The sequence below is a fragment of the Amycolatopsis sp. NPDC051071 genome (assembly GCF_040682875.1).
Lineage (GTDB): Bacteria > Actinomycetota > Actinomycetes > Mycobacteriales > Pseudonocardiaceae > Amycolatopsis.
The window spans coordinates 1-24,245 of sequence record NZ_JBFBBY010000116.1; the positions used below are offsets into that span (position 1 = coordinate 1).

Sequence of the window (24,245 nt, forward strand, 5' to 3'; positions counted from 1 at the left end):
GAGGTGAGTGTAGTTCATTCTTGTGATATTCCTATCTGTTTTGGGTCGTTAGAACGACCCAAAACACTCACGACAACCCGCGCCGATGCCCACCCGCGCCCACCCAAGGCCCCGCCGCGCCCGCGAAAGGGCAGTCGCGCCTACATCTGGATGCCGTAGACGCGTTCGATCGGGATGGTCAGCAGGACGCGCTGGTCGGCGACCATGGCGTCGCGGAACTCGTCCCAGTCCGGGTGTTCGCCCCGCGCCCGCCGGTAGTGATCGACCAGCGCGTCGACGGTCGCGTCGTCGCGAGAGGCGGCGGTCGGCGTCAAGACGGCCGGACCCTCGACGACGACGTACCCGTTGCCGCTTTCGGTCGACACGTGGAACGTCGCCCGCGGGTCGCGCTGGAGGTTCTTGGTCTTGGCGCGCGGCGCGGTGATCGAGATCAGGATCGCGCCGGCGTCCGCGTCGTAGAGGTAGTTGACGGTCGACAGCTGGGGCCTGCCGTCGCGTTTGATGGTGGCGAGGGTGCCGAAGTCGCGGGCGGCCAGGATCGCGTAGAGCGCGGTGTCGGTCATGACTCCATCAAAGCGCGAGCAGCCGCGCCCCTGAAGAGCCCGCTCCCGCCGCTGAACCCGTCACGCCACGTTTGCCTTACCTCTCGATAAAAGACCAGCTCAGCACCCTAGAGCCGGGCGAACCGGACAAACATGCACGAATAAATGTGCTTGCATGCGGCAACTAAAGTGTTGTCCGACACACAAGGTCGCTTTCTCCTTGCGAACCACTCTTGAGAGGAACATCCTTGCTCTAGGCAACTAGTTGCAGTGACCAAGCAACCGGCGAGAGAGACTCCATGACTTCCACGACACCCGGCACCAGATCGAAGGCCGACCTCGATCTGGCCGACACCCTCGGGCATGAGCTCGTGCGGCTCGTGCGCCTGGTCAACCGGGCGAAGTCGCAGGTGTCCAAGCAAGGGCCGGACGGCATCGAGCGGGCCGCGTACGCGATCCTTTTCTGCCTCATCCACGTCGGGCCCCAGCGGACCAGCAAGCTCGCCGAGTTCCTGCACTCCGAGATCTCGACCATCAGCAGGCAGTCGAGTTCTCTCGTCCAGCACGGGCTGGTCGAGCGCCTGGCCGACCCCGAGGACGGCCGCGCTTGCCTGCTCGCACCGACCGCCGAAGGACTTCGGGTGTTCGAGGAGAACCGCAAGCAGCGGAATCAGTGGCTGGCCGAGGTGCTCGGCGACTGGTCCGACGAAGACCGGCAGACCCTCAACTCGCTGTTCAACCGGCTGAACAACAACATCGAAAAAACATCTCCACAGTTCGCCGACCCCGCGTCGGCGTCGAAGGCCAAGGGGGCCTGAACAATGAGTTCCGCAGTAGAAAGTCCGCCAGCCGTCCATGAAGACGGTCCCCGGCTCAGTCACCGTCAGATCGTCACGATTCTGATCGGCCTGATGTCGGGCATGTTCCTGGCGGCGCTCGACCAGACGATCGTGGGGACCTCGATCGTCCGGATCGCGAACGATCTCAACGGGTTCGACCTGCAGGCCTGGATCACCACGGCCTACCTGATCACCTCGACGATCGTCACGCCGATCTACGGCAAGCTGTCCGACATCTACGGGCGCAAGCCGTTCTACATCGCCGCGATCTCGATCTTCCTTGTCGGCTCGGTCGCCTCGGCGTTCGCGACGTCGATGTACGAGCTGGCCGCGTTCCGCGCGATCCAGGGCCTCGGCGCCGGTGGTCTGATGTCGCTGGCGATGACGATCATGGGCGACATCGTGCCGCCGCGGGAACGCGCCCGCTACCAGGGCTACTTCCTCGCCGTATTCGGTATCTCCACGGTGCTCGGCCCGGTGCTCGGCGGATTCTTCGCCGACTTCGACAGCCTCGGCAGCTTCTTCGGCAGTCCGATCGACGGCTGGCGCTGGGTGTTCCTGATCAACGTGCCGATCGCGATCGTCGCGCTGTTCGTCGTCGCCCGCGTGCTGAACGTGCCGCACCAGCGGCACGACCACAAGATCGACTGGTGGGGCGGGCTCGCGCTCGTCGTCGCCGTGGTGCCGTTCCTGATCGTCGCCGAGCAGGGCAACAAGTGGGGCTGGGGCTCGCAGAACGCGATCATTTGCTACGCCATCGGCGCCATCGGCGTGGTCGCCTTCATCTTCATCGAGAAGCTGATGAAGGACGCGGCGCTGATCCCGCTGCGGCTGTTCAAGAACTCGACGTTCACGGTCGCGATCATCGGCGGTGTCATCGTCGGGGTGGCGATGTTCGGCGCGATCATGATGATCCCGCAGTACATGCAGGTGGTTCAGGGTTACTCGCCGACCGAATCGGGGCTGCTGATGATCCCGCTGATGGCGGGCATCATGAGCGGTTCGATCATCTCGGGCCAGATCACCAGCAAGACCGGACGCTACAAGGTGTTCCCGGTGGTCGGCACGCTGCTGATCGCGGCGGGCGCGTTCTTCTTCGCGCAGGTCGAGTACAACAGCGCCCTGTGGCACCCGCTGGTCGCGGCCGCGATCATCGGTCTCGGCCTCGGTGCCTGCATGCAGACGCTGATCATCGCGGTGCAGAACGCGGGCCCGCGCAGTGACATGGGCGTCTCGACCGCTTCGGCGACGTTCTTCCGGCAGATCGGTGGTACCGCGGGTGTCGCGGTGTTCCTGACGATCCTGTTCAACGTCCTGCCGGGCAACATCACCAAGGCGTTCGGCGGCAACGCGCCGACCGGTGAAGGTGCGGCGGCGCTGGGCGACCTGTCGACGAACACGAGCGGTATCGCGACCCTGCCGGAAGCCATCAAGACCCCGGTGCTGATCGGCTTCACCGAGTCGATCACGACGGTGTTTTACGTGGCCGGCGCGGTCGCGCTGCTGGCGACGCTGGTGCTGATGTTCATGAAGGAGATCCCGCTGCTCGGCGGCTCGGCGCCCTCCGCGGCGTCGGCCCTCGAAGGCGGCGAAGCCCTCCTTGAAGAGGACAGCACGCCGACCGAGGTGACCACCCCGGTGGCTCCCGAGCCGGGCAAGCACGCGATGACCAACGGCCACGCGCCCAACGGCAACGGGGTCTACCGGGCGGGATCCGCGCAGATCACCGGGCATGTCCGCCGGGACGACGCGACGAACGTGGCGGGTGCGGCGCTGACCTTGATCGACCACAACGGCAACCAGGTCGCCAGGACGAACACCGGAGAGAACGGCGTCTACTCGTTCGCCGGCATCGTGGGCGGGCGGTACACCATCGTCGCCAGTGGCCGCTGGTTCCGGCCGGTCGCGGCGACGCTGACCGCGACTGGCGCCGGCGTGCTGCGTCACGACGTCGAACTGGTCAGCACGATCCTGCTGAGCGGGGTCGCCACGACCGACGGCGAGCGGGTGGTGCCGGACGCGCGGATCACCGTGCTCGACTCCTCTGGCGGCGTCGCCGCCGTGGCGAGGACCGACGCGGAGGGCAACTACACGATCAGTGACCTGCCCGCCGGGACGTACACGGTGATCGCCAGCGGCTACCCGCCCGCCACCAGCCGGGTGGAACTGCTGGGCGGTGACCAGGCCGAACACGACGTCCGGCTGGGCTACGACCAGGCGCTCGACGCGCTCGTCGAGCACTAGGCGCGAGTAGCGCGAGCGGCATGTCATGAGGGGTCCCCATGAGACGAATTTCGTCCCATGGGGACCCCTTATGACATCCGGCGCAGGTGTACCGGCCACGGGCGGAACACCCGAGAAAGGTCCGTTCTTCATGGTTCGGTCGCGTACGGTTCGCCGGATACACGTAGGCTCACGTCGTGAGTGAGGTGTACACCGAGGCCGCGGGCATCGGCGTGAGCTGGCTCGACACCGCCGGGCCGGTGCTCGTCTGGGTGATCGTGCTCAGCTTCATCTTCGTGGAGTGCGCGCTGATCATCGGGCTTTTCCTGCCCGGCGACTCCCTGCTGTTCGCGGCCGGGGTCGTCCTCGCGCAGCACGGCTCCGATCTGAACGCGTGGCTGCTCTCGGCCGCCGCACTGCTCGTCGCGATCCTCGGCAACCAGGTGGGTTATTACATCGGCCGGTCGACCGGGACGAAACTGATCGCGCGGCGTGGCGGCAAGGTGCTCAACCGGCACAACCTCGACCGTGCCAGGGCCTTCCTCGATCGCAAGGGCTTCTTCGCCATCGTCGCCGCGCGCTGGATCCCGTGGATCCGTACGCTGGCGCCGCTCATCGCGGGGACCGCGCGGATGGATCCGCGCCGGTTCGCCCTCGCGACCGCGCTCGGCGGGCTGCTCTGGGTGCCGACGCTGGTGCTGCTCGGTTACTACGGAGCCGGGCTGCTCGACCAGCTGCCGTGGGTCAAGACGGCCGCGTTGTGGGTCAGCATCGCGTTCTTCGTGGTGGGCACGGGCTACGGCGTGATCCGCTATCGCCAGGAAATGCGCCGCCCGGCCGACGAGGTCGAAGAGAACGCGACCACCTGATCCTAAGCCTCCGGGTCCGCCCAGATCTCCAGCTGAATGCCGTCGGGGTCGCGGAACACGATGACCGACGAGCCCTCCAGCGTTCGCGATCCCTTCGACGGCGTGTAAACGACGCCGTACTCCGAAAGGCGTGCTTCCCACTCCGCCAGTTCGGAAGGTGACGAGACCTTGAACGCCACGTGGTCCAGACCGGTCCGGCGTTCATCGAACGGAGGCCGTTCGGTGTCTTGATGCTCGACGAGCACCACCGCGAAACCCTCGCTCGGCGACCGCAGCACGACCTTGCGCAGGCCCGTTTCCGGGTCCTCGCGACGCGTGAACTCCTCGAGTTCGAGCACGCGGGCGTACCAGGGCACGCTCCGGTCCACGTCGGTCACGGTGAGTGCCAGGTGGTGCACAGACATGAGCTTGGACATCGGGGATGACCGTCCTGATCAAGAAGCTTGGGGGCGCCACCAGGGTGACACAGGCGCCTCTGACGGCGAGGTGATCCGCCGACTTCCCACATGAATCGTGATATCGCCCGGGAAACAGTGTTAAAACGTGGCTGAACCGGACGCGGACCCGATATCCCGTCGTAACCGGTCCGTGGCCGCGAGGGTCAACGTCCTCCGCCGACGGTCAGCACGGTCCCCGTGGTGTACGACGCCGCCGGAGATAGCAGCCACAGCACGGCTTCCGCGACTTCGCCGGGTTCACCGGCACGCCCCATCGGGATGGTCGGGGCGAGCCGGTCCATCCGATCGGGCATTCCCGCCGCCGCGTGAAGTCCGGTGTGGATCATGCCCGGTGCGACCGCATTGACCCGAATGGATTCTTTCGCCACCTCTTGCGCCACACCGTAGGTCATTGTTTCGACCGCGGCCTTGGTTCCCGCGTAGTGAACCCATTCACCGGGTGATCCGGTGCGTGCGGCGGTGGACGACACCGTCACGATCGCGCCGCCCGCGCCGCCGTACCGGGTGGACATCCGGCGAATGCCCTCGCGGACGCACAGGAAGACACCCGTGATGTTGACATCGACCACACGGCGGACGACGTCGACGTCGTATTCGTCGAGGCGGCCAGGGGTGTTGCCGGTGATGGCCGCGTTGGCGACCACCCCGGCGAGCGGGCCGAGTCCGGCGGCCGCGTCGAACAAGGCCACCACGTCGTCTTCGGACGCGACATCGCCGCGCCGGGTGATTGCCTGGACGCCGTGTTTCCGGACGCGCGAAGCGACGCCCTCGGCCGCTTCGGTGTCACCCGCGTAGTTGACGACGACGTCGTAACCGCGCGCGGCGGCCAGCTCGCAGACCGCCGCGCCGATACCCTTGCTGCCGCCTGTGACGATGAGAACCCCGGTCATATGGCGAAGTTAACCAGCGGGAGGTTCTCGAGGACCAGGTCGGCCCGGTTGCTGGTGGACGCGATCAAATCGGCGTTGCGCTGGTCGGAGCCGAGCGCGCGGCGGCGGGCGTCGACGAGCGAACGCCCGTAGCGGCGGTGCCGTGAGACGAGCCGCTCGATGCGCTCGGGTTCGTCCGGCGCGAGGAACCACGACTCGGCGAGGATCGGCTTCACACCGCTCCACGGGTCGTCCTGCATGAGCAGGTAATTCCCCTCGGTGATGACCAGCGGGACGTCCGGCGTGACCGCGACCGCGCCGGCGATCGGCTCTTCGATCTCGCGCCGGAACTCGGGCGCGTAGACCGTCTCGCGTCCTTCGGCGAGCCGGCGCAGCAAGTGCACGTACCCAGCGGCGTCGAAGGTGTCCGGTGCGCCCTTGCGCTCCGCGCGGCCGAGACGCCGCAGTTCCACCTGAGCCAGGTGGAAACCGTCCATCCCGACCACGGCCGCCCTCGTGCCCAATGCCTTCGCCAAGCCCCAAGCCAGCGTGGTCTTACCCGACGCGGGGGCACCGACGATCCCGAGCACGCTGCGCTGTCCCGGCTTCGCCAACGTCTGAGCCCTGCTCAACAGGTCCTCGAACACCGTAGGCATGGCTGTCATGGCAGTCCCTTTCCGATCTTCGCGACCGCGGCCGTCCACGACCTCGGTCCTTCATGCCGCACCCGTTCGGCGGCCACCTCGTTGGCGAACGCGATCCATCCCGGGACATCCCCTTTGCCATGGGAGACCGCGTACGCGAAAGCTCCGTGCCAGACGTCGCCCGCTCCCAGCGTGTCACGCGCCCGGGTGACCGGGACGGGGATCTCACCGGAGCCTTCCGGCGTCGACCAGCGGACCGGATCGGGCCCCGCGGTCGTGATCACCACCGGGACGCCGTACTCACGTGGATCGTCCCCGCGGTAGAGCGACGAGCACGCGGCGATGTCGACCAGTGGCAGGAGTTCGGTGAAAACCGGCTTCCAGCTTCCGGCGTCGAGCACCACCGGCACCTTCCGCTCCCGCGCCCAGCGCGCCACGTGCAGGACGATCTCCGGATGGTGCCCGTCGAGGAGCACACACCCCGGCAATTCGTCCTCTGGTTGCGGTAGTTGCGCGTGCAAGGACCGCAACGAGAGGACGAAACGCGAGGAAGCGTGGGCGTTGCGCGAGACGACGGTGCGCTCACCATCGGAGTCACGGACGACGATGGCGCTGATCGCGGGTGGATCGGGTAGTCCGGGATCGAGGTCGACGAGGTCGACACCGTGCGCTTCGAGGTCGGCGCGGGCGAGTGCCGCCAGCGGGTGCGCGCCGGCGACCGTCAGGAGCGTCGCGTGAGCGCCGAGCGCGGCCACGGTCACCGCCGCGTTCGTCGCCGGTCCCCCGGCGGCGACGTCCATCGACAGCGAACGCACCTTCTCGCCCGGCGCCGGTATCTCGGCGACGCGCTGAACCTGGTCGACGGTGCACAGGCCCGCCAGCAGCACCCGCAGCATCGAAGTACTCATTCCCGCTGAGATGCCATCAGCTCAGCAAGCCCGTGTGCACGGCTGAAGCGACCTCTTCGACTTCGCCGTTCTCGCCGATCTTCAGCGCACCCGTGAGCAGGCCGACGACCTGGTTCATCGTATGTGTCTTCGGCGAGACGACCGCGACGCGTTTGCCGAGGCGGTGCACGTGGATGCGGTCGGCGATGTCGAAGACATGCGGCATGTTGTGGCTGATCAGCACCACCGGCAGGCCGCGTTCACGGATCCGGTTGATCAGGTCGAGGACCTTGCCGGATTCGGCGACGCCGAGTGCGGCGGTGGGCTCGTCCATGATCACCGCCTTGGTGCCGAACGCGGCCGCCCGCGCGACCGCGACCCCCTGGCGCTGCCCGCCGGACAGGGTCTCCACCGGCTGTGTGATGGATTTGACGTTGATGCCGAGTTCGTCCAGGATCCGCTGCGCGTCGGCCCGCATGGCGGCACTATCCAGTTTGCGAAACACTCTCCCGAAGAGGTCCTTCCGCCGCTTTTCCCGGCCGAGGAACATATTCGACGCGATGTCGAGCGCGGGTGCGACCGCGAGATCCTGGTACACCGTCTCGATTCCGTAGTGACGGGCGTCCAACGGGGATTTGAAGTGGACGGTCTCACCGTCCACTTTGATCTCACCGGCGTCCGGGATCACCGCTCCCGAAAGGGCTTTGATCAGGCTCGACTTCCCGGCGCCGTTGTCACCGACGACGGCGAGCACCTCGCCGGGGAACAGTTCGAAGTCGGCACCGTCGATGGCTGTCACCCGGCCGTAGCGTTTGACCAGTCCTTGCGCGGCTAGAGTCGGCTCAAGCGTCGTAGGTGTCGTCATGACTGCTGCCTCCTCGCGAAACGGTCGACGCAGACGGCGCCGATCAGCAGGGCACCGGTGGCGACGTCCTGATAGAGCGCGTCCACTCCGAGCTGGGTCAGGCCGGACCGCAATACCGCGACGACCAGTGCGCCCATCATCGTGCCGAGTACCGAACCCCGGCCGCCGAACAGGCTCGCGCCGCCGAGCACCACCGCGGTGATGGAGTCGAGGTTGCCGAGCTGGAACGCGTTCGGGTCGGCGTTCGGCACCCGGCCGAGCGCCTGCCAGGCGGCGATCCCGACGATCACCCCGGCGACGATGTACACCGAAAGGATCGTGCGGTTGACCTTGATCCCGGACAGCCGCGCGGATTCCGGCGCGTTGCCGACCGCGTAGACGTGCTTGCCCCACGGTGTCCGCGTGAGCGCGTACCAAAGTGCCAGGTACATCAGCAAAGCGAGCGTCATGCCGTAGGTGATCGGGATGCCGCCGAACAAGTAGCGGCGGGTGCCGAGCCATTTGAGCAGGGTGTCCGCGACCGGGACGGCCTGGCCGCTCGCGAACAGTTTCGCGGCCGCGGTGAGCACTGTCAGCAGGCCGAGCGTGACGATGAACGGCGGCAGTTTGATCCGGGTGACCAGCGAACCGGTGACCATCCCGATCACCACCGTCGCCACGATTCCCAGCAGCAGCGCCCAAATCCCGGAGACACCGCCGACGACGAGCTTCGCCATGATCAGCGTCGCGAGCACCATCGCGGCCGCGTTGGCCAGGTCGATACCCGCGGTCAGGATGATCAGCGTCTGCCCGAGGGCGAGTGTGCCGACCACCAGGGACTGTTGCACCACAAGGGAAAGGTTGTCGAGATCGAGGAAGGTGTCCGTGGAGAGCGAGAACACCACGATCGCGACGAGCAGTGCCAGCGTCGGCCCGACGGCCGGTGCGCGCAGGAAGAACTCACCGATGGTCGGCCGTTCGCTGCCTTTGAGCGTCGCTGTCGTCATTTCGTTCCCCAGCAGTTCTCGAGGCCCCACTTGGTGTCCTGGCTTTCCACGCCGGGGATCGGCTTGTCGGTGATGATCGCGGAGCCGGTGTTGACGAATCCGCTCGGCTTCTTCCCGGTCTTGGCGTAGTCGATGGCGGCGAGGACGCCCTGCTCCGCCATCTTCTTCGGGAACTGCATGACCGTGGCGGCGTACTGGCCGTCACGCACGTTCTTGACGCCTTCGCAGCCGCCGTCGATCGAGCCCATCACGATCTGGTTCACCAGGCCGCGGGCCTGGAGCGCGGCGTAGGTGCCGCGGCCCATCGGCTCGTTCATCGAATAGACGGCGTTGATGTCGGTGGTGCGCTGCAACAGGTTCTCGACGCCCTGCTGGGCAAGGCTCTGGTCGCCGTTGGCAGGTGTCTTGCCCTTGATCTCCGATGAGGCGTCGGTCAGGCCGATACCCTTAAGGAATCCGGTATGCCGCTGGGTGTCCACTGTGGACCCGGCGGTGCCGTCCACCATGAACAGCTTCGGCGGCTTGCCGTTCAGCGCCGCCTTGACATACGCGCCCTGCTGGCGGCCCGCTTCGAAGTTGTCCGTGGCGAAGGTGGCGTCGACGGCGGTGTCCGGCTCGGTCGCGGTGTCGAGCGCGATGACGAGGACACCGGCCTTGCGTGCCCGGTCGATGGCGTCGAGGACCCCGGTCGACGAACTGGGCGTGATGAGGATCGTGTTCGCACCCTGCTGCATGAGGTTCTCGATCGCCCGGACCTGGCCGTCGTTGTCACCGTCGAACTGGCCGGCGAGCGCGCTGAACTCCGCGCCGTTCGCCTCGGCGGCGGCTTTGGCCGCCGCTCTCAGTTCCACGAAGTAGGGATTGGTGTCGGTCTTGGTGACCAGGCCGACCTTGGCCTTGCCACCACCGCCCGCGTTCGAGCCGCCACCCCAATGGCGTTCGACCGTGCACCCGGCACTGGTCACCGCGAGTGCGGCGACCAGTGCGAGCGCTGCGAGACTGCGCTGTCTCATGGATGCCCTCCGATTTCAGGCTGTCCTGTGATGAACGGGAAGGTAGACAGGGTTATGCTCCCTCGCAAGCGTTTGCGCAAACGCTTGCAGCGAACCTGAGTAAGGATTGGTAATGCCGCCGTCACGCTCCTCACGGCCGACCCAGCGAGACATCGCCGAGCTGGCCGGTGTCTCCATCACCACGGTGTCGCATGTGGTCAACGGGACCAGGGCGGTGGCCGAGGAGACCAAGGCCGCGGTCCTGCGTGCGATCGAGCAGACCGGCTACACCGGCGACGCCATCGCCCGTTCGCTGGTGACCGGCGGGACGCGATCGATCGGCGTCGCGATCTCACTGCTGGCGAACCCGTACTTCGCACTGCTCATCCAGGCGATCGAACGCGAAGCCGCGTCGGCGGGCTACACCGTCCTCTTGGCGGACACGCACGACACCGTTGACACCGAGCGTGAAACCGTGCGGACCCTGCGTTCCCGCCGGGTCGACGGACTGCTGATCACGCCGTCACCCGGCGACGGTTCGGTGATCGGCGAACTCGTCTCACTCGACGTTCCGACCGTGCTCATCGACCGGCTCTCCACCCGCACCGACGTCGACCAGGTCGGTGCGGAGAACATCCAGTCGACGTCCGCGCTGACGGCTCATCTGGCGTCACTCGGGCACCAGCGGATCGGGATGATCAGTGGCTCGGCCGGGCTGAGCACCAGCGAAGAGCGCATCCTCGGGTACCGGCTGGGCCTCGGCCGCTCGGGACGGACCTGGTCTGAGGACCTGGTCGCGTGCGGGCAGTCCTCGCAGGCAGGCGGGGCGCTCGCACTGAGCACACTGCTCGCGCTGCCGGAGCCGCCGACGGCGCTGGTGGTCGGTAACGACAGCATGATGGTCGGCGTCCTGCACGAGCTGCGGAAACGCGGGCTGCGGGCCGGGATCGACCTGCCCGTGGTGGTCTACGACGACGTCGAATGGGCCGATCTGGTCGATCCGCCGCTCACCACGATGGCGCAGCCGATCGAGGAAATAGGCACACAGGCGGTACGACTGCTGCTCGCCCGGATCAGCGACCCGGCGCGCAAGGCCCAGACGATTCGGATTCCGCCTACGCTCCGCCATCGCGCGTCCTGCGGATGCGCGCTCGTTCACTCACATTGATGATTGTTGCGAGACTTTCCGGTCTCGCCGCCGAGGGACGCTCCGTCAGCCGTTACGGTCATTCAAGCTCGGATGAAGGCGTGGAGCTATGACCGCATTGTCCCCGGCGTTACCCCTGTGGGAGGACACCCCCGTCACCCACCGGTTCGGGGTGGCCATGGCAGTGCACGCGAACCCGTATTCGGGTGAACTCATCCGCGCCATCCGCCGCGCCGCACGTCGTCACGGCTGCGAAATCACCCTTGCCGACACCGGTGACAGCGTCGCCGAAGAGGCTGCGGTCATCCGCTCGCTGCGAGCGGACCGCGTCGACGGTGTCCTGCTCGTCCCGGCCGCCGGTGACGAAGCGGTGATCAACGGGCTGGTCCGGATGGGTGTACCGACCGTGCTCGTCGACCGGATGGCCGGACGCAACGACGTCGACCAGGTCGGCTCCGAGAACATCCAGTCCGTCTGCGCGCTTGTGCGGCATCTCGCCGGGCTGCGGCACCGCAAGATCGGCTTGATCTCGGGTGAAGACGACATGGCCACCTACGAGGAGCGGGCGCTGGGCTATCGGCTCGGCCTCGGCCGCTCGGGGATCCGGTGGACGTCCCAGCTGGTCGCGTGCGGGCAGTCGACCCCGGGTGGCGCGGCGGCCGCGACCGCGAAACTGCTCGACAGCTGGCCTTCGCCAACGGCACTCGTGGTGGCGAGCGAGGCGATGATGATCGGCGTCCAGTACGAGGCGCACCGGCTCGGCATCCGGATCGGGCGCGACCTCGCGATCGTCGGCTACGGCGACATGGAGTGGGCGGGACAGGTGACCCCGGCGGTGACCACGATGGCGCAGCCGATCGAGGAAATCGGGCGCAAAGCCGTCGAACTCCTGCTGGCCCGCATCACCGACCCGGACCGACGACCCGAGTCCGTACGGCTCGCGCCGCGCTTCATACACCGGGCGTCGTGCGGCTGCTGAATTCACCCGGCTGATGGATCCTCATCGGGAAGGCGTGCTGGGGATCTCGCTGGTCAGAAGCCCGCCGCCGGGTGATGATGGCGGAATGACCGACCTGTGGACCGTGCACACCGCCGACCTCGAAGCCACCGTGCTGACCTCGGCACGCGCTCTGCTGGACGACGCCTTCGACGGCGATTTCAGCGACCACGACTGGGAAAACGCCCTCGGCGGCATGCACGCGCTGCTGTGGGAGGACGGTGAGCTGATCGGTCACGCGTCACTGGTCCAGCGGCGACTCCTGCACAACGGGCGGGTCCTCCGGACGGGTTATGTCGAGGCGGTCGCCGTCCGCTCCGAACACCGGCGGCGCGGTCACGGCGCCGCGATGATGGACGCACTGGAGCGGGTCACACGGAAGGCGTACGACCTCGGGGCGCTTTCGGCGTCCGACGAAGCCCTGGAGTTCTACTCGTCGCGCGGATGGCTGCTCTGGCGAGGTCCTTCGTCGGCCATGACGCCTTCGGGCGTCGAGGCGACGAAGGAGGACGACGGGGCCATTCACGTACTGCCGGTGGGGGTCACTCTCGATCTGGACGGGGAGCTCACTTGCGACTGGCGTGAAGGCGACGTCTGGTGATTCCCGCGTGTGTCATGAAAGGGTCTTTCAAGACAAATTTCGTCCTGAAAGACCCTTTCATGACACCTGAGCGGTCAGGGTGGCGGCGGCTTCCAGGAGCATCCACGCGCTGATCTGGACCGAAAGGTCGCGTTCGGGAGCGTCGGGGGCGAGAGGCAGCGAAGGCGCCGGAGTCGCCCAGTCGGCGCTGAAGAGCGGCCCGTGTGGCGTCTCGACGGCTCCGGTCCAGCACGCTTCAGCCGACCGGATGACTAGATCGCGCGCCACGCCACTCGGCAGCAGCGGCACCGCGAGCGCCAGGTACCGCGCCAGGATTCCGGCGAACAGGCCGCCGTCGCCCCCTTCCTGTCCCCGGATCACCCCGTTCGGCGCGACGTGCTCCGCGACCGCGTGGATCGTGCGCTCCACTCTGTCCATTTCGGACAGTTCGAGACAGGCGCCGAGGTAGACGCCTTGGCAGTACGTGAAAATATGCTTGACCAGCTCGCCGGTGTCGACACGCAGGCCGTCCCACACCAGCCCGGTCTCCTGGTCGACGAGCCGTTCGGTCATCCAGCCGGTCAGGCCCTCCGCGTGCTGCGTCGAACCTTCGCGGGCATGAAAGATCGCGGCCGGGCCGTTCGCGGGCGCGTTCTTGAACTTGTCGCCGACGCGCCACCAAATCCCGCCTCCGGCGTCTTCGGTCCAGCCTTCGCGCAGCCGCGAACTGATTGCCTCCAGCCCGCCGCGGACGTCCAGCCCGAGATGCCCGACGCGTTGCAGCGCGAGACCGAGCCAGGCGATGTCGTCGTAGTAGTCGTTGATCCACTTGCCGAAGTTGCGCAGCCGCAGAGATGCCACGAAACGGTCGATCAGTTTCAGCCGATTCGGTGAGGGATCCCGCAGTTGCGCGTCGACGAGGGTGTCCAGCAGATGCGCCTGCCACCAGTAGTTCCAATGCCAGTGGACGCGCTGATCGGCCGACGGCGGCCAGCCGCCGCGGCCAAGCACGGTTCCTGGCAGCCCCCAGACCCGGCGCAGATGCCGGTCGCGGATCGCCCGCTCGGCGGTCGCGGCCCGGTCGGCGAGAGCACTCATCGCGACATCATCCCTTGCCCGCTGACATACCGCTCAGTATGTTCAGGCGGTCCCCGACCTCGCGAGGTGCTTCATGACCACGGCGCATGTGACCTGCCCCCTGTGCGAAGCGACCTGCGGCCTGGAGGTGACGATTGACGAGAAAAGCCTGGTCACCCGCGTGCATGGCGACCGCGAGGACGTCTTCTCGGCCGACGGCATTTGAGCTCGAACAACTCCTGGATGCACAACCTGACACCGCTGGTACGCGGCGGAAACCGGTGCACGGTGCAGGTTCACCCCGAAGACGCGTCGCGGCTCGGGCTGACCGACGGCGGACTCGCGTCGGTGACGTCGCGGGCGGGGAAGCTCGAAGCGCCGGTGGAGGTCACGGCCGACGTCCGGCCCGGCGTCGTGAGCATGCCGCACGGCTGGGGACACGACCTCGACGGAACGCGCACCAAGGTCGCGACGGCGCATGCCGGGGTCAACTCGAACCTGGTCGCCGACGAGACCCTGCTCGACGTCCCGTCCGGCAACGCCGTGCTGAACGGGATCCCGGTGGAGGTCGCCCCGGTGTGATTTCCCGTGACTCGCGTGCTCGAAGGCGTAACTCGCGTGCTTGAAGACGGAACTCACGTGCTTGAGGGCGTAACACGCGTGCTTGAAGACGGAACTCACGTGCTTGAGGGCGTAACACGCGTGCTTGAGGGCGTTACCAGGCCTGGGTGAGGTCGGCGTGCTGCCGCACCCAGGCGTGCATGACGATCCCGGCGGCGACACCGGCGTTGATCGAGCGCGTGGTGCCGAACTGGGCGATCGAGACGACCAGTGCCGCGGTCTTCTGCGCCTCGGCTGAAAGACCGGGCCCTTCCTGGCCGAACAGCAGCACGCAGTCGCGCGGCAGTTCGGCGGTCTCGACGGGCTGGGAGCCGGGGGTGTTGTCGACGGCGACCACGGCGAGGCCCTCCTCCTCGGCGAAGGTCAGCAACCCGGAGACGTCCTCGTGGTGGAGAAGGTGCTGGTAGCGGTCGGTCACCATGGCGCCGCGCCGGTTCCAGCGCCGCCGCCCGACGATGTGCACGGCGGCCGCGGCGAACGCGTTCGCCGTCCGGACAACGGTGCCGATGTTGTGGTCGTGCTGGAAGTTCTCGATCGCGACGTGGAACGGATGCCGACGACCGTCCACATCGGACACGATGGCCTCGCGCCGCCAGTAGCGGTACGGGTCGACGACGTTGCGACGGTCACCGTTGGCCAGGAGTTCCGGGTCGTAGCGCTCGTCCGCGGGCCACTCGCCCTCCCACGGGCCGACGCCGACCTCTTCCCGGGCCACCCATTCGGTGGGGCCGGCTTCATCGGAGTTCACCGGGTGATTGTCACTCAGCCCATGCTGACGCGGTGCGCCGGTGCGTCGCCGTCGTGGTGGCGGTGCCGCCAGCGCTGGACCGTGCCGACGTAGGAGATGATCACGGTGGCCATCGCGATCACGACGACGACCGGCAGCATCGAGCGCGGGAACACCGTGTCGTAGAGGTAGTAGGCGTTGAAGCCGCCGGGCAGGTCACCGAGGCCCCGCTGGTGGCGGAAGTAGTTTTCCGCCGCGGTCAGCGGGCACGGCCACGGGAAGACATTGACGAGGATCCCCCATGCGGCGAAGAACACATGCGCGAAGATCACTTTCGGCCACCGCCACGCGAGAAAACCACCGAATCCGATGAACAACAGCGCGAAAACATGCACCGCGACTGTCACGTTCGCCAGGAAACCCGCCACCTCAAGCCCCCTTTCGCACCCCTACCAGCGACTTTACCCCGTTCGTATTGAGAAACGCTCACGAAAAAAGGGGCATCCTCCGATCACACACGGAGGATGCCCCCTTTGGGACGCTTTACTCAGGACAGACCGAGGTCGTCCTTGTTCAGAATGTAACGGTATTCGAGGCCTTCCTTCTCGATGGCCTCACGCGCTCCGGTGTCCCTGTCGACGACGGTCGCGACACCGACCACGTTCGCCCCGGCGTCACGCAGCGCCTTGACGGCGGTGAGCACGCTTCCCCCGGTGGTCGAGGTGTCCTCGACGGCGAGCACCCGCTGCCCCAGCACCTCGACGCCCTCGATCTGACGCTGCATGCCGTGCGCCTTGGCGCCCTTGCGGACCACGAACGCGTCGAGCACGACACCGTCGGTGGCCGCGGAGTGCAGCATCGCCAGCGCCACCGGGTCCGCGCCGAGGGTCAGGCCGCCGGCGGCGACGTAGTCCCAGTCGTGCGTGAGCTGCCGGAGCAGCTTCCCGATGAGCGGCGCGGCCGCGTGATGCAGCGTCGCGCGCCGGAGATCGATGTAGTAGTCGGCTTCCTTGCCGGACGACAAGGTCACCTTGCCGTGCACGACCGCCAGTTCGCCGACCAACCTGGCCAGTTCGAGTTTCGCCGCTTCTTCAACCCCGGGGTACGCCACGGCCGAGAGTCTTACACACGGCTCGCGGCGCACGTCCGGGGTGTTTCCTCCAGTGCGTTCAGTCGCTGCCGGACGTCGCGGCGTCCACGGCGGGCCCGCGGGTGGCCGCCCAGGCCGGGATCAGCGTCGCCACCAGCGCGAGGGCCGCGGCGATCCCGATGATGGCCAGGTAGATCAGCGGGGAGCCCATCGGCAGCAGGGAATCGGTCGCCACCAGGCAGAACGGGACGATCGCACCCGCCGAGACGACGGTGCCGAGCACGATCCCGATCACCGCGACGAGCCCGCCTTCGAAACCGGCCATCCGCAGCACCTGCGCCCTGGTCGAACCGGTGAGCCGCTGCAGGCCGAACTCGCGGCGCCGCCGCACGGTCGCCATCACCAGCGTGTTGGCGACCGAGATCACCGTGTAGGCGATGATCATCCCGACCATCAGGTAGTTCACCCACGCGCCGACGGCCTGGTCCGCGGCGTGCGCCGCGACGAGCGCGTCCCGGTCGCCGATGGACACCGGCTGCCCTGCCGTCGCCTCGCGAAGGCGGTCGGTCAGCGTCGCCACGTCGACGTCCGGAGCCGCGCGGACGAGCAGCTGCTGAGCCAGTCCGGCGGTGGTGTGCGGGGCAAGGAGACCGGCCGGGAGCAACAAGCTCTCGAAGCCGGGACGCTGGCTGATCACCGCGACCACCTTGACTTCGGCGGCGGTACCGTCGCCGAGCTTCAGGCTCAGCGTGTCGCCGATGCCGCGGCCGAAGTCCTTCGCGAAGACTTCGGGGAGCGCGACGGTGGCGCCGGTCAGCGCCGTCAAGGCCCCTTGGGTCACCTTGGTGTCGGTGATCGCCCCGGCGCCGGACGCGGTGAGGCCGACGGCCGGACGCCCGTCGTCGGAGGAGTCGTACGGCGCCTCGATGAACACGTTGCCGGTGACGAACTCGGACGCTCCGGCGACACCGGGCACCTGCTGGATCCGCTGGACAAGGTCCGGTGACAGCCCGCCCGCCGCGGAGCCGATCACGGCGTCGGCGCGGACGTCCTCGGTGAACGCCTGATCGGCCAGTTCCTGCTGGGTGGTCTGCAGGTAGATGTTCGCGGTCGCGATGCCGACGGCGAGCATGATCGGGGTGACCGCGCCTGCCGCCCGGACGATCCCGGCGCGGGTGTTGAGCACGGCGAGACGGCCGTCGATGCCGCCGACCAGGCGCATCGGCCACTGCAGGATCGACGTCATCACCTTCGCGACGCCAGGGGTGATCATCGCGACGCCGAGTGCCCAGAGAATCACCGCCGGACCCGCGGTGCTGGCCGCGATCGGGCCGGTCATCACGGCGACGGTCACGATGGCCAGCGCGGTACCGCCACCGAAGCACAGCGCGGCGAGCACGACACGCATCGGCGTCAGCCAGCGGCGGGTGACGGCGGCTTCGGCGAGCGCCTCGGTCGGCCGGATCTTCCCGGCCCGGCGTCCGGCGACGAAGGCGGCGATGAACACCGCGAGCATCGCCGCGCCCGCACCGACCACGGCGGGCAGCCAGCCCTGGTAGAAGCGCAGAACCGGGGGCACGACGCCGTTTTCGACGAGCTGACCGAACAGCCACTCGCCGAGGAACGGGCCGAGTACCGCGGCGAGCGCGGTGGCGAGGAGGCCGACACCGAGCGCCTCGCCGAGCACCATGCGCCGCAGCTGGCGCGGCGTCGTGCCGATCGCCCGCATCAACGCGAGTTCACGCGAACGCTGCTGGGTGGACAGGCTCAGCGTGCTCGCGACGACGAACATCGCGACCATTACCGAGAGCCCGCCGGACACCGCGGCGATGACGATCAGGTTGGCGCCACTCGAATCGGCCTCGGGGAATTCCGCGACGCCGCGGTCGATGCCACTCAGGACGGTGGCGCCGGCGGCGGCCTTCGCGACGCTTTCCCGCACGGCCTCGATGTCGGCGCCGGGCTTGGTGAAGACGCCGATGACGTCGGACTTGCCGGGGTGCCCGGAGAGCCGGGCGGCGTCCGCGGCGTCGAAGAACACCGCGGCCCGAGAGATCGAACGCGGCGCACCGGCCACGCCGGAGACACGGAAGTTTTCGGTCTTCCCGCGAGCGGCGATCTCCACGCTGTCACCGGGCTTCAGGCCCGACGCCGACTCGACGACGACCTCGCCCGCGGCGGGCGCGGCACCCGCTGTCAGCGCGTACGGGGTCAGCGCGGCGGAATCCCAGGCGTGGCCGAGAGCGGGCTGACCGACCGCCGCGAGCGGGAAGCTCACCTCGCCGACGACGTCCGAAACGCCGGGCACGGAACGGATCCGGGAGATCAGGGTGCTGTCGAGCCGGACCCGCTCGGGGAGCCGGACGCTCTCGGACTTGTGCTTGTCGTCGGGGTCGAGGGAGGCCGGGTCTTGTTTGGGCAGCTCGAACGTCTGATCGCCGGTGAGGAGGATCGGCGCGGCCGCGAGCCGCTGCGGTTCGGCGTTGCCGCGGATGCCGGTCTCCATGAGGCCACCGCAGGAGGCGACGATCAGCGCGCCGAAGAAGACGGCGATGAAGGTCCCGATGAACCCGCCCTTGCGCAGGCGCAGGGTCCGGAGCGCGAGTCGCAGCATCACGCACCCGCCCTTGCCGGGCTGCCCCAGGCACCAAGGTGAATCATGCGGTCGGCGACGACATCGGCGGTCGGCGCGTGCAGTTCGTCCGCGATCCGGCCGTCGGCGAGGAAGACGACGCGGTCGGCGTAGGAGGCGGCCATCGGGTCGTGCGTCACCATGATCACCGTCTGGCCGCCTGCGCGGACCGAATCACGCAGGAGGCCGAGGACCTCGGCGGCGGTGCGGGTGTCGAGCGCGCCGGTCGGCTCGTCGGCGAAGACCACGGCCGGCCGCGTGACGAGCGCTCGCGCGATGGCGACGCGCTGCGCCTGGCCGCCGGACAGTTCGCCGGGAAGGTGCTTGCGGCGGCCGGAAAGGCCCACGCGGCCGAGGATCTCCTCGACAACGCGGCGGTCCGGCTTGGCGCCGGCGAGCTGCTGCGGGAGCGTGACGTTCTGCTCGACCGTCAGCGCCGGAAGCAGGTTGAAGGCCTGGAAGATGAAGCCGACCCGGTCGCGGCGCAGCTTCGTCAGCTTCGTCTCGCTCATCCCGGCCAGCTCCTGCCCGTCGAGCATGACGGACCCCGACGTCGGCCGGTCCAGCCCGGCCGCGCAGTGCAGGAAGGTGCTCTTGCCCGAGCCCGAAGGGCCCATCACCGCGGTGAAGCCGCCGCGCGGGAACGCCAGCGTCACCCCGTCCAGGGCGATGACGCCCTTGCCGTACTCCTTGCGGACGCCGTCGAGCCGGACCGCCGCGTCACCGTTCCACCCAGTGTTCATGGGGAAAACACTAGGAACCCCAGGTCGGAAGCACCCGGGGGCGAACTTGCCTTTCCGGGGTAGGGCGCGCCCTACCTCACCGGCTCAGCGGGCCTCGCCGGTCTTGGCATCCACATTGACCTCATGTTCGATCCCCGTGCCATCGCGGACCGTGACTTCCCAGACAAGGGTGCCGTCGGTGGCGCGGTCGATCTCCATCTCGTCCAGCTCACCGGGCTGACGCTGCTGCGCTGTCCGCAGTGCCTTGACCGCGTCGACACCCGCCTGTCCGGCCTTCGCCAAGTCGTCGCCCGGTTTGGCCGTTTGCTGCTTGCCGAGGACCTGACCGCCGTCCCGGCTCACGCGCACCTTGTGTTCCTGCCCCTGTGACGCGACCTTGATCTCCCAGCCGTCGTTCGCGGGTTCCACATCGAAGACCCGCCCGTCGGGTACGGCGCCTGCCGCCGCTTCGATCGCCTTCACCGGCTGCGCGCTCTTCGCGCCTGACGCCGGTGTCGTCGGGCCCGCCGGCTGCTCGGTGGAACAAGCGGCCAAGGCCAGTGTCAGCACTCCGGCCGCGACAAGACGTGATGACCTCATGATCCACGGATACCCGCCCAGAACGGGCCCGAACCGTCGCCCGGCCGGATGGCACTGTGGGGTGAAGATGGTTCTCGACTCAGGTGCGGCCCTTGCCGCCGAACCCGCCGCCGAGTTTGCGCAGCACCGCCCTCGGCAGCAGGCCGCCGACCGCGACGATCGCCTTGTACTGCAGGCTCGGTACCGAGATAACCTTGCCACGGCGCAGATCCGCGAGTGCCTCGTCCACCACCTGCTCGACGCGGAGCCAGAAAGCCTTGGGCCCTGGCTTGTCCAGCCCCGCCCGCTCGTGGAACTCCGTGATGGTGAAACCGGGGCACAGCGCCATCACGCGGATGTTCTCCGGCAGCGACGCCGCGACGCCTTCGGTGAACGACGTGACCCAGTTCTTGCTGGCCGTGTACGTGGAACCGCGTCCGCTGAAGAAACCGGCGACCGAGCTGACGTTGATGATCGCGCCCTCGCCGCGTTCGATCATTCCCGGCAGCGCGGCGCGGGTCAGCCGCAGGACGGCGGTGACGTTGACGTCGAGCTGACGCTGCAACGCGTCCTGCGGGATGGTCCAGAAATCGCCGTTGAGCCCGAAACCCGCGTTGTTCACCAGGAGGTCCACCGGCTCCTCGGCCAGCCGGGCCTCGACCAGCGCACGTCCGTCCACTTCGGACAGATCGGCGGGAAGGACGACGACGCCGACGCCGTGTGCCTCGACCAGCTCCGCGGCGAAGCTCTCCAGCCTGTCGACGTCGCGGGCGACGAGCACGAGGTCGTACGCCTCGGCGGCGAGCCTGCGCGCGAACTGTGCGCCGATGCCGGCGGTGGCGCCCGTGATCAGGGCGGTTTGTGTCATACCGGGAACCTACTCGCCGGGTACCCGGAAGCGGGCTGAGCCGCCGCGGCCGACGCTTTCCCGGTAGCATCACGGGCAGTTCTGATCGCGTCCGGCGCGATGCGGCGCGCATCGGTCCGGAGCCTGGACGCGAAGAAGCACGCGTGCGCTCGGCATGTCGAACCTACTCCAGCGACCGCCCGCTCCGGAGTGGTCGCCGAATGGGTGCGTCATGTCCTGGCTAGCGGGCTCCTGGATTTCGGTCGGGCTCCTCTTCATCACCGTCTTGGGCACTCTCGCCCTCTTGCGAACGCTCCTGGCGAAGCTTCCGGAAATCGCCAAGGACAAGGACGTCAAGGTCAAGATCCGGCCCTTTCGCGGCATAGACCTGGAACTCACGTCGTCGAAGAAGGCACCGGAGCCCGACGAGCAGGGATGAGTGTCACCCACCGTGGGGGCCTGACGTGCGTCCGGCAAAGCCGGGAAGTATCGTCCCGGCTCATGGGGAAGCACAGCAGGCGCAAGCCGAGCTATCTGCCCAAGGTCGCGGCCGGTGCCGCGCCGCTGGCGTTGCTGTTCGCCGGCCCCGCCACCGCCCTCGCCGCCCCAAGCGACGCGGCGATCCCACTGCCTCTCGACCACAAACGCGAAGGCACCCTCGACCGCGGAGTCGGCCTCTCCCGCGAAGGTGACACGCCCATCCTTCGCGGCTTCGTGAGCAGCACCGAACGGAACGTCTACAGCAAGGACCTCGGTGACGCGAAGCTCGTCGCGGACGTCCGCCGGTCGGTGAGCGAAAGCGTCGAGACCCGCGACGGCGTCACGATCCGCCCGGACAAGGTGCGCGCGCTCGCCGCGTCGAAGACCGCCGAAGCCGTCACACAGGGCCAGCGGAACACGATGAGGCTTGAGCGCTACGGCACCGTCGCCGCCGGGAACGAGACCAAATTCGAGCGGAGCGGCGCGCGGCTGACCGACGCCGCGCTCGACCCACGCACCGGCACCGCGTCCCTCGTCACCGAGGACGGCCGCGGGCTCGGCGCGTCCGAAGGGACCTATCACGCCGTCGGGCCGCTGCCAGGGTTCGGCGTCATCAACGAGACCGAGCAGCATGCCGGGGGCGGGCTCGGCCGGACACTGCGGCTTGACGGCGCCTTCTCCGGCGACCTCGGCGGTGCGATGGAAGCGGGCCGTTCGTCCGGGCACGCCGTCGACCTCGGCCAGTTCGCCGCGGTCGGGACGACGTCGGCGCAGCACGGCGGCGGCTGGTTCACCGGCGACCTGCCGCTGGACGTCGGCTCGGGTGGCGACTTCGGCCAGGAACACGTGCTCGGCGGCACCGTCGGCCCGGCAACCGGGCTGGTGACCACCGAGCAGGTCGCGAGCCTCGCACAACACGGTGCCGCGCCGACCGGATCGGGCGCGAACACGCTTAGCGGCGACCTCGGCGTCGACGAGGTGGCGAACATCCACGGCGTCACGACGACGTCGGGCCGCGGGGTCCTGCCCACCACCGATCCCGGCGGGGCCGGGCACGTGACGCAGTCCGGAACGCTGGACCTGACGGTGCTCGGTCAGCCGACGCACACCGGTGTCATCGCCGGTGCTTTACCGCTGGAACTCAAGCAGTTCTAGGCCTGCGGCTCGACATCCTCGGCGCCCTCGGCCTGCCAGTGGCGGCCCGGGGCCGCCGCGTTGTCGTAGTCCTCGTCGAACGGGTCCACGATGTCGGCGATCTCGCCGAGGTCGCGCAGCAGCCGTTCGAGCCGCGACGGCCCGGCGTTCGGGGCGACGCTCGCGAGCACCCACTCGTTCTCCAGCCACGCCACACCGACGTCGCCGCCGAGCGAATCCGCCGCGTCGACGAGTTCCTGGGTGATCACCTTGCGGGCACCCTCGGAATCGTCCGCGAAGGCGTAGCGCTGGCCGATCGGGCCGAGCATCTCGGGCATGCCCTGGCGCTGGAACGGCACGCTGGACAGCCACATCTCCAACGGCGTCTCGTGCACGCGGTTGCAGCGCACGGCGACGACGACCGCCGGGATCTGGCCCTCGGTCTCGATGTCGAAGATGAAGACGGGGCGCCGCCCGTCGGAGGTGAAGGTGGACCCGGCCACGACGTTGACCGCGGCTTGCGCGCCGAAGTACCCGATGGCCCCGCCGGACCACTGCCGCGGCAACCGCTCGTCCTCCTCGACGAACTGCCAGCCGCGCAGCTCGGCCCAGCGCATCCGCTCGCGGTTGCGCGAGCCTTCCTTCGCCCGGTCGGCCGCGAGCAGCCCGAGCCCCGCCACCAACGCGACGGCGGCGATGACGAACCAGATCCACGCCGGAATACCCACGCCGGTCAGGGTATCCCCCTGCGCTCACCGGAAGTGATCGCCGGGCACCGTGTCGCGCTACCCCTTTCGGTGCCACAACACCGGAAGACCTGCCGAAACGTCGACAAATCGCTGTATCGCCAACCGCTCGGGCCGGTCGCGAGTGGCAAGTCGGGTTCTCTTGAGGGCTAGGTCAACCCCTGGCGTGGTGCCTGGGCTCGCTGTGCCCCGGGGCTCGCTGTGCCTGGCCTGTTTGCCGAGTTCGCCGCCAGAGCGAAGTCGTAACTCGCGTGCTTGAACACGTAACTCGCGTGCCTGAACACGTAACTCGCGTGCTTGAGCACGTAACTCGCGTGCCTGAACACGTAACTCGCGTGCCTGGACGTCGAACTCGGTGTGCGGGGTTTGAGCACGCGAGTTCCGCCTTTAAGCACGGGAGTTACGTCTCTGAGCACGCGAGTTACGGCTTTAAGCACGCGAGTTGCGGGTTGGGGCACGCGAGTGCGGTGCCGCGCCGCGACGACCAGGCACCTTCTCGCTCGAAGGCACTACCTTCGCCTTACCCCTCGATAACCCGACCTGCCATTCACAACCGGGCCCACCGCCCGAAGGGGTCGCGGGGCTTTGGTGCTGGTTTAGGAAGGACATGAAGGCCCCCTTCCTGTACCTAGGCGCAAGGAAGGGGGCCTTCATGTACTTGGCAAGTAGTCGACTACTTGCGCTCGGCGTGG

26 protein-coding genes and 1 pseudogene are annotated in these 24,245 nt (G+C 68.1%); 10 read left to right on the forward strand and 17 right to left on the reverse strand.

Annotation, left to right across the window (positions count from 1 at the left end):
• Window positions 1–140: 140 nt before the first annotated feature.
• Complete coding sequence (locus AB0M65_RS29470; protein WP_364034553.1) at window positions 141–563, reverse strand: PPOX class F420-dependent oxidoreductase; 423 nt, start codon at window positions 561–563, stop codon at window positions 141–143.
• Window positions 564–841: 278 nt separating this feature from the next.
• On the opposite strand from AB0M65_RS29470, the gene AB0M65_RS29475 reads away from it, so the two are divergent.
• The 3 genes from AB0M65_RS29475 (at window position 842) to AB0M65_RS29485 (ending at window position 4,473) form a co-directional block, all read left to right on the forward strand.
• Window positions 842–1,360, forward strand: a complete 519-nt coding sequence (locus AB0M65_RS29475; RefSeq protein WP_364034556.1) for a MarR family transcriptional regulator — start codon at window positions 842–844, stop codon at window positions 1,358–1,360.
• Between the two features lie 3 nt (window positions 1,361–1,363).
• Window positions 1,364–3,625, forward strand: a complete 2,262-nt coding sequence (locus tag AB0M65_RS29480; protein ID WP_364034559.1) for an MFS transporter — start codon at window positions 1,364–1,366, stop codon at window positions 3,623–3,625.
• Between the two features lie 176 nt (window positions 3,626–3,801).
• Window positions 3,802–4,473 carry a DedA family protein gene (locus AB0M65_RS29485; RefSeq protein WP_364034562.1) on the forward strand — a complete coding sequence of 224 codons (672 nt, stop codon included), beginning with the start codon at window positions 3,802–3,804 and terminating at the stop codon, window positions 4,471–4,473.
• A gap of 2 nt (window positions 4,474–4,475) precedes the next feature.
• Here the strand turns inward: AB0M65_RS29485 and AB0M65_RS29490 are convergent, their stop codons facing one another.
• From AB0M65_RS29490 to AB0M65_RS29520, 7 genes are all read right to left on the reverse strand, one after another.
• Complete coding sequence (locus tag AB0M65_RS29490; protein ID WP_364034565.1) at window positions 4,476–4,889, reverse strand: VOC family protein; 414 nt, start codon at window positions 4,887–4,889, stop codon at window positions 4,476–4,478.
• Between the two features lie 185 nt (window positions 4,890–5,074).
• On the reverse strand, window positions 5,075–5,821 hold the full coding sequence (locus AB0M65_RS29495; RefSeq protein ID WP_364034568.1) for an SDR family oxidoreductase: 747 nt from the start codon (window positions 5,819–5,821) through the stop codon (window positions 5,075–5,077).
• Window positions 5,818–6,465 carry a nucleoside/nucleotide kinase family protein gene (locus tag AB0M65_RS29500; protein ID WP_364034571.1) on the reverse strand — a complete coding sequence of 216 codons (648 nt, stop codon included), beginning with the start codon at window positions 6,463–6,465 and terminating at the stop codon, window positions 5,818–5,820. The genes AB0M65_RS29495 and AB0M65_RS29500 overlap by 4 nt, the downstream gene beginning before the upstream one ends.
• Window positions 6,462–7,352 carry a PfkB family carbohydrate kinase gene (locus AB0M65_RS29505; protein WP_364034574.1) on the reverse strand — a complete coding sequence of 297 codons (891 nt, stop codon included), beginning with the start codon at window positions 7,350–7,352 and terminating at the stop codon, window positions 6,462–6,464. The genes AB0M65_RS29500 and AB0M65_RS29505 overlap by 4 nt, the downstream gene beginning before the upstream one ends.
• A gap of 16 nt (window positions 7,353–7,368) precedes the next feature.
• A complete protein-coding gene (locus AB0M65_RS29510; RefSeq protein ID WP_364034577.1) occupies window positions 7,369–8,196 on the reverse strand; it encodes an ATP-binding cassette domain-containing protein in 828 nt (275 codons plus the stop codon).
• Window positions 8,193–9,182 (reverse strand): ABC transporter permease, encoded by a 990-nt coding sequence (locus AB0M65_RS29515; RefSeq protein ID WP_364034580.1) that lies wholly within the window; start codon window positions 9,180–9,182, stop codon window positions 8,193–8,195. The genes AB0M65_RS29510 and AB0M65_RS29515 overlap by 4 nt, the downstream gene beginning before the upstream one ends.
• Entirely contained in the window at window positions 9,179–10,195 is a 1,017-nt protein-coding gene (locus tag AB0M65_RS29520) for a substrate-binding domain-containing protein (RefSeq protein ID WP_364034583.1), read from the reverse strand. The genes AB0M65_RS29515 and AB0M65_RS29520 overlap by 4 nt, the downstream gene beginning before the upstream one ends.
• 112 nt (window positions 10,196–10,307) lie before the next feature.
• On the opposite strand from AB0M65_RS29520, the gene AB0M65_RS29525 reads away from it, so the two are divergent.
• From AB0M65_RS29525 to AB0M65_RS29535, 3 genes are all read left to right on the forward strand, one after another.
• Window positions 10,308–11,342 (forward strand): LacI family DNA-binding transcriptional regulator, encoded by a 1,035-nt coding sequence (locus AB0M65_RS29525; protein ID WP_364034586.1) that lies wholly within the window; start codon window positions 10,308–10,310, stop codon window positions 11,340–11,342.
• 88 nt (window positions 11,343–11,430) lie between these two features.
• A complete protein-coding gene (locus AB0M65_RS29530; protein WP_364034589.1) occupies window positions 11,431–12,300 on the forward strand; it encodes a substrate-binding domain-containing protein in 870 nt (289 codons plus the stop codon).
• An 85-nt stretch (window positions 12,301–12,385) separates the two neighbouring features.
• Complete coding sequence (locus AB0M65_RS29535; protein WP_364034592.1) at window positions 12,386–12,919, forward strand: GNAT family N-acetyltransferase; 534 nt, start codon at window positions 12,386–12,388, stop codon at window positions 12,917–12,919.
• A 57-nt stretch (window positions 12,920–12,976) separates the two neighbouring features.
• On the opposite strand, the gene AB0M65_RS29540 is transcribed toward AB0M65_RS29535, so the two are convergent.
• On the reverse strand, window positions 12,977–13,996 hold the full coding sequence (locus tag AB0M65_RS29540) for a glycoside hydrolase family 76 protein (RefSeq protein WP_364034595.1): 1,020 nt from the start codon (window positions 13,994–13,996) through the stop codon (window positions 12,977–12,979).
• A gap of 73 nt (window positions 13,997–14,069) precedes the next feature.
• Here AB0M65_RS29540 and AB0M65_RS29545 point away from each other — a divergent pair, with 73 nt between their 5' ends.
• Both AB0M65_RS29545 and AB0M65_RS29550 read left to right on the forward strand, forming a co-directional pair.
• Window positions 14,070–14,201 carry a hypothetical protein gene (locus tag AB0M65_RS29545; protein ID WP_364034598.1) on the forward strand — a complete coding sequence of 44 codons (132 nt, stop codon included), beginning with the start codon at window positions 14,070–14,072 and terminating at the stop codon, window positions 14,199–14,201.
• A pseudogene (locus tag AB0M65_RS29550) lies at window positions 14,180–14,557 on the forward strand (molybdopterin dinucleotide binding domain-containing protein); the annotation flags it as partial. The gene AB0M65_RS29545 and the pseudogene AB0M65_RS29550, both read left to right, overlap by 22 nt.
• 133 nt (window positions 14,558–14,690) lie before the next feature.
• Here AB0M65_RS29550 and AB0M65_RS29555 read toward each other — a convergent pair.
• From AB0M65_RS29555 to AB0M65_RS29585, 7 genes are all read right to left on the reverse strand, one after another.
• Window positions 14,691–15,344: a TrmH family RNA methyltransferase gene (locus AB0M65_RS29555; protein ID WP_364034601.1), complete on the reverse strand. Its 654-nt coding sequence runs from the start codon at window positions 15,342–15,344 to the stop codon at window positions 14,691–14,693.
• Between the two features lie 14 nt (window positions 15,345–15,358).
• A complete protein-coding gene (locus tag AB0M65_RS29560) occupies window positions 15,359–15,751 on the reverse strand; it encodes a DUF2784 domain-containing protein (protein WP_364034604.1) in 393 nt (130 codons plus the stop codon).
• 119 nt (window positions 15,752–15,870) lie between these two features.
• Window positions 15,871–16,434: an orotate phosphoribosyltransferase gene (pyrE, locus tag AB0M65_RS29565; protein WP_364034607.1), complete on the reverse strand. Its 564-nt coding sequence runs from the start codon at window positions 16,432–16,434 to the stop codon at window positions 15,871–15,873.
• A gap of 58 nt (window positions 16,435–16,492) precedes the next feature.
• Window positions 16,493–19,027, reverse strand: coding sequence for an FtsX-like permease family protein (locus tag AB0M65_RS29570; RefSeq protein WP_364034628.1), 2,535 nt, complete (start codon window positions 19,025–19,027; stop codon window positions 16,493–16,495).
• Complete coding sequence (locus AB0M65_RS29575; protein WP_364034610.1) at window positions 19,027–19,788, reverse strand: ABC transporter ATP-binding protein; 762 nt, start codon at window positions 19,786–19,788, stop codon at window positions 19,027–19,029. Before AB0M65_RS29575 ends, AB0M65_RS29570 begins: the two co-directional genes overlap by 1 nt.
• An 84-nt stretch (window positions 19,789–19,872) precedes the next feature.
• Window positions 19,873–20,367 (reverse strand): PepSY domain-containing protein, encoded by a 495-nt coding sequence (locus AB0M65_RS29580; RefSeq protein ID WP_364034613.1) that lies wholly within the window; start codon window positions 20,365–20,367, stop codon window positions 19,873–19,875.
• A gap of 79 nt (window positions 20,368–20,446) precedes the next feature.
• Window positions 20,447–21,214 carry an SDR family oxidoreductase gene (locus AB0M65_RS29585; protein ID WP_364034616.1) on the reverse strand — a complete coding sequence of 256 codons (768 nt, stop codon included), beginning with the start codon at window positions 21,212–21,214 and terminating at the stop codon, window positions 20,447–20,449.
• Window positions 21,215–21,425: 211 nt separating this feature from the next.
• Between AB0M65_RS29585 and AB0M65_RS29590 the strand changes: the two genes are divergently transcribed.
• Window positions 21,426–21,632 (forward strand): hypothetical protein, encoded by a 207-nt coding sequence (locus AB0M65_RS29590; protein ID WP_364034619.1) that lies wholly within the window; start codon window positions 21,426–21,428, stop codon window positions 21,630–21,632.
• Window positions 21,633–21,694: 62 nt separating this feature from the next.
• The gene (locus AB0M65_RS29595; protein WP_364034622.1) at window positions 21,695–22,828 is read left to right on the forward strand and encodes a hypothetical protein; all 1,134 of its coding nucleotides are present in this window, start codon (window positions 21,695–21,697) and stop codon (window positions 22,826–22,828) included.
• On the opposite strand, the gene AB0M65_RS29600 is transcribed toward AB0M65_RS29595, so the two are convergent.
• Window positions 22,825–23,535, reverse strand: coding sequence for a hypothetical protein (locus AB0M65_RS29600; protein ID WP_364034625.1), 711 nt, complete (start codon window positions 23,533–23,535; stop codon window positions 22,825–22,827). The genes AB0M65_RS29595 and AB0M65_RS29600 overlap by 4 nt on opposite strands.
• Window positions 23,536–24,245: the final 710 nt, after the last annotated feature.

Bases quoted from the DNA above. Each gene is read 5' to 3' on its own strand.
- AB0M65_RS29475 (WP_364034556.1), top strand. From the start codon at position 842: ATGACTTCCACGACACCCGGCACCAGATCGAAGGCCGACCTCGATCTG.
- AB0M65_RS29585 (WP_364034616.1), bottom strand. From the start codon at position 21,214: ATGACACAAACCGCCCTGATCACGGGCGCCACCGCCGGCATCGGCGCA.
- AB0M65_RS29545 (WP_364034598.1), top strand. From the start codon at position 14,070: ATGACCACGGCGCATGTGACCTGCCCCCTGTGCGAAGCGACCTGCGGC.
- AB0M65_RS29530 (WP_364034589.1), top strand. From the start codon at position 11,431: ATGACCGCATTGTCCCCGGCGTTACCCCTGTGGGAGGACACCCCCGTC.
- AB0M65_RS29540 (WP_364034595.1), bottom strand. From the start codon at position 13,996: ATGAGTGCTCTCGCCGACCGGGCCGCGACCGCCGAGCGGGCGATCCGC.
- AB0M65_RS29570 (WP_364034628.1), bottom strand. From the start codon at position 19,027: ATGCTGCGACTCGCGCTCCGGACCCTGCGCCTGCGCAAGGGCGGGTTC.
- AB0M65_RS29490 (WP_364034565.1), bottom strand. From the start codon at position 4,889: ATGTCCAAGCTCATGTCTGTGCACCACCTGGCACTCACCGTGACCGAC.
- AB0M65_RS29500 (WP_364034571.1), bottom strand. From the start codon at position 6,465: ATGACAGCCATGCCTACGGTGTTCGAGGACCTGTTGAGCAGGGCTCAG.
- AB0M65_RS29595 (WP_364034622.1), top strand. From the start codon at position 21,695: ATGGGGAAGCACAGCAGGCGCAAGCCGAGCTATCTGCCCAAGGTCGCG.
- AB0M65_RS29590 (WP_364034619.1), top strand. From the start codon at position 21,426: ATGTCCTGGCTAGCGGGCTCCTGGATTTCGGTCGGGCTCCTCTTCATC.
- AB0M65_RS29515 (WP_364034580.1), bottom strand. From the start codon at position 9,182: ATGACGACAGCGACGCTCAAAGGCAGCGAACGGCCGACCATCGGTGAG.
- AB0M65_RS29505 (WP_364034574.1), bottom strand. From the start codon at position 7,352: ATGAGTACTTCGATGCTGCGGGTGCTGCTGGCGGGCCTGTGCACCGTC.
- AB0M65_RS29520 (WP_364034583.1), bottom strand. From the start codon at position 10,195: ATGAGACAGCGCAGTCTCGCAGCGCTCGCACTGGTCGCCGCACTCGCG.
- AB0M65_RS29480 (WP_364034559.1), top strand. From the start codon at position 1,364: ATGAGTTCCGCAGTAGAAAGTCCGCCAGCCGTCCATGAAGACGGTCCC.
- AB0M65_RS29525 (WP_364034586.1), top strand. From the start codon at position 10,308: ATGCCGCCGTCACGCTCCTCACGGCCGACCCAGCGAGACATCGCCGAG.
- AB0M65_RS29580 (WP_364034613.1), bottom strand. From the start codon at position 20,367: ATGAGGTCATCACGTCTTGTCGCGGCCGGAGTGCTGACACTGGCCTTG.
- AB0M65_RS29575 (WP_364034610.1), bottom strand. From the start codon at position 19,788: ATGAACACTGGGTGGAACGGTGACGCGGCGGTCCGGCTCGACGGCGTC.
- AB0M65_RS29510 (WP_364034577.1), bottom strand. From the start codon at position 8,196: ATGACGACACCTACGACGCTTGAGCCGACTCTAGCCGCGCAAGGACTG.
- AB0M65_RS29470 (WP_364034553.1), bottom strand. From the start codon at position 563: ATGACCGACACCGCGCTCTACGCGATCCTGGCCGCCCGCGACTTCGGC.
- AB0M65_RS29495 (WP_364034568.1), bottom strand. From the start codon at position 5,821: ATGACCGGGGTTCTCATCGTCACAGGCGGCAGCAAGGGTATCGGCGCG.
- AB0M65_RS29535 (WP_364034592.1), top strand. From the start codon at position 12,386: ATGACCGACCTGTGGACCGTGCACACCGCCGACCTCGAAGCCACCGTG.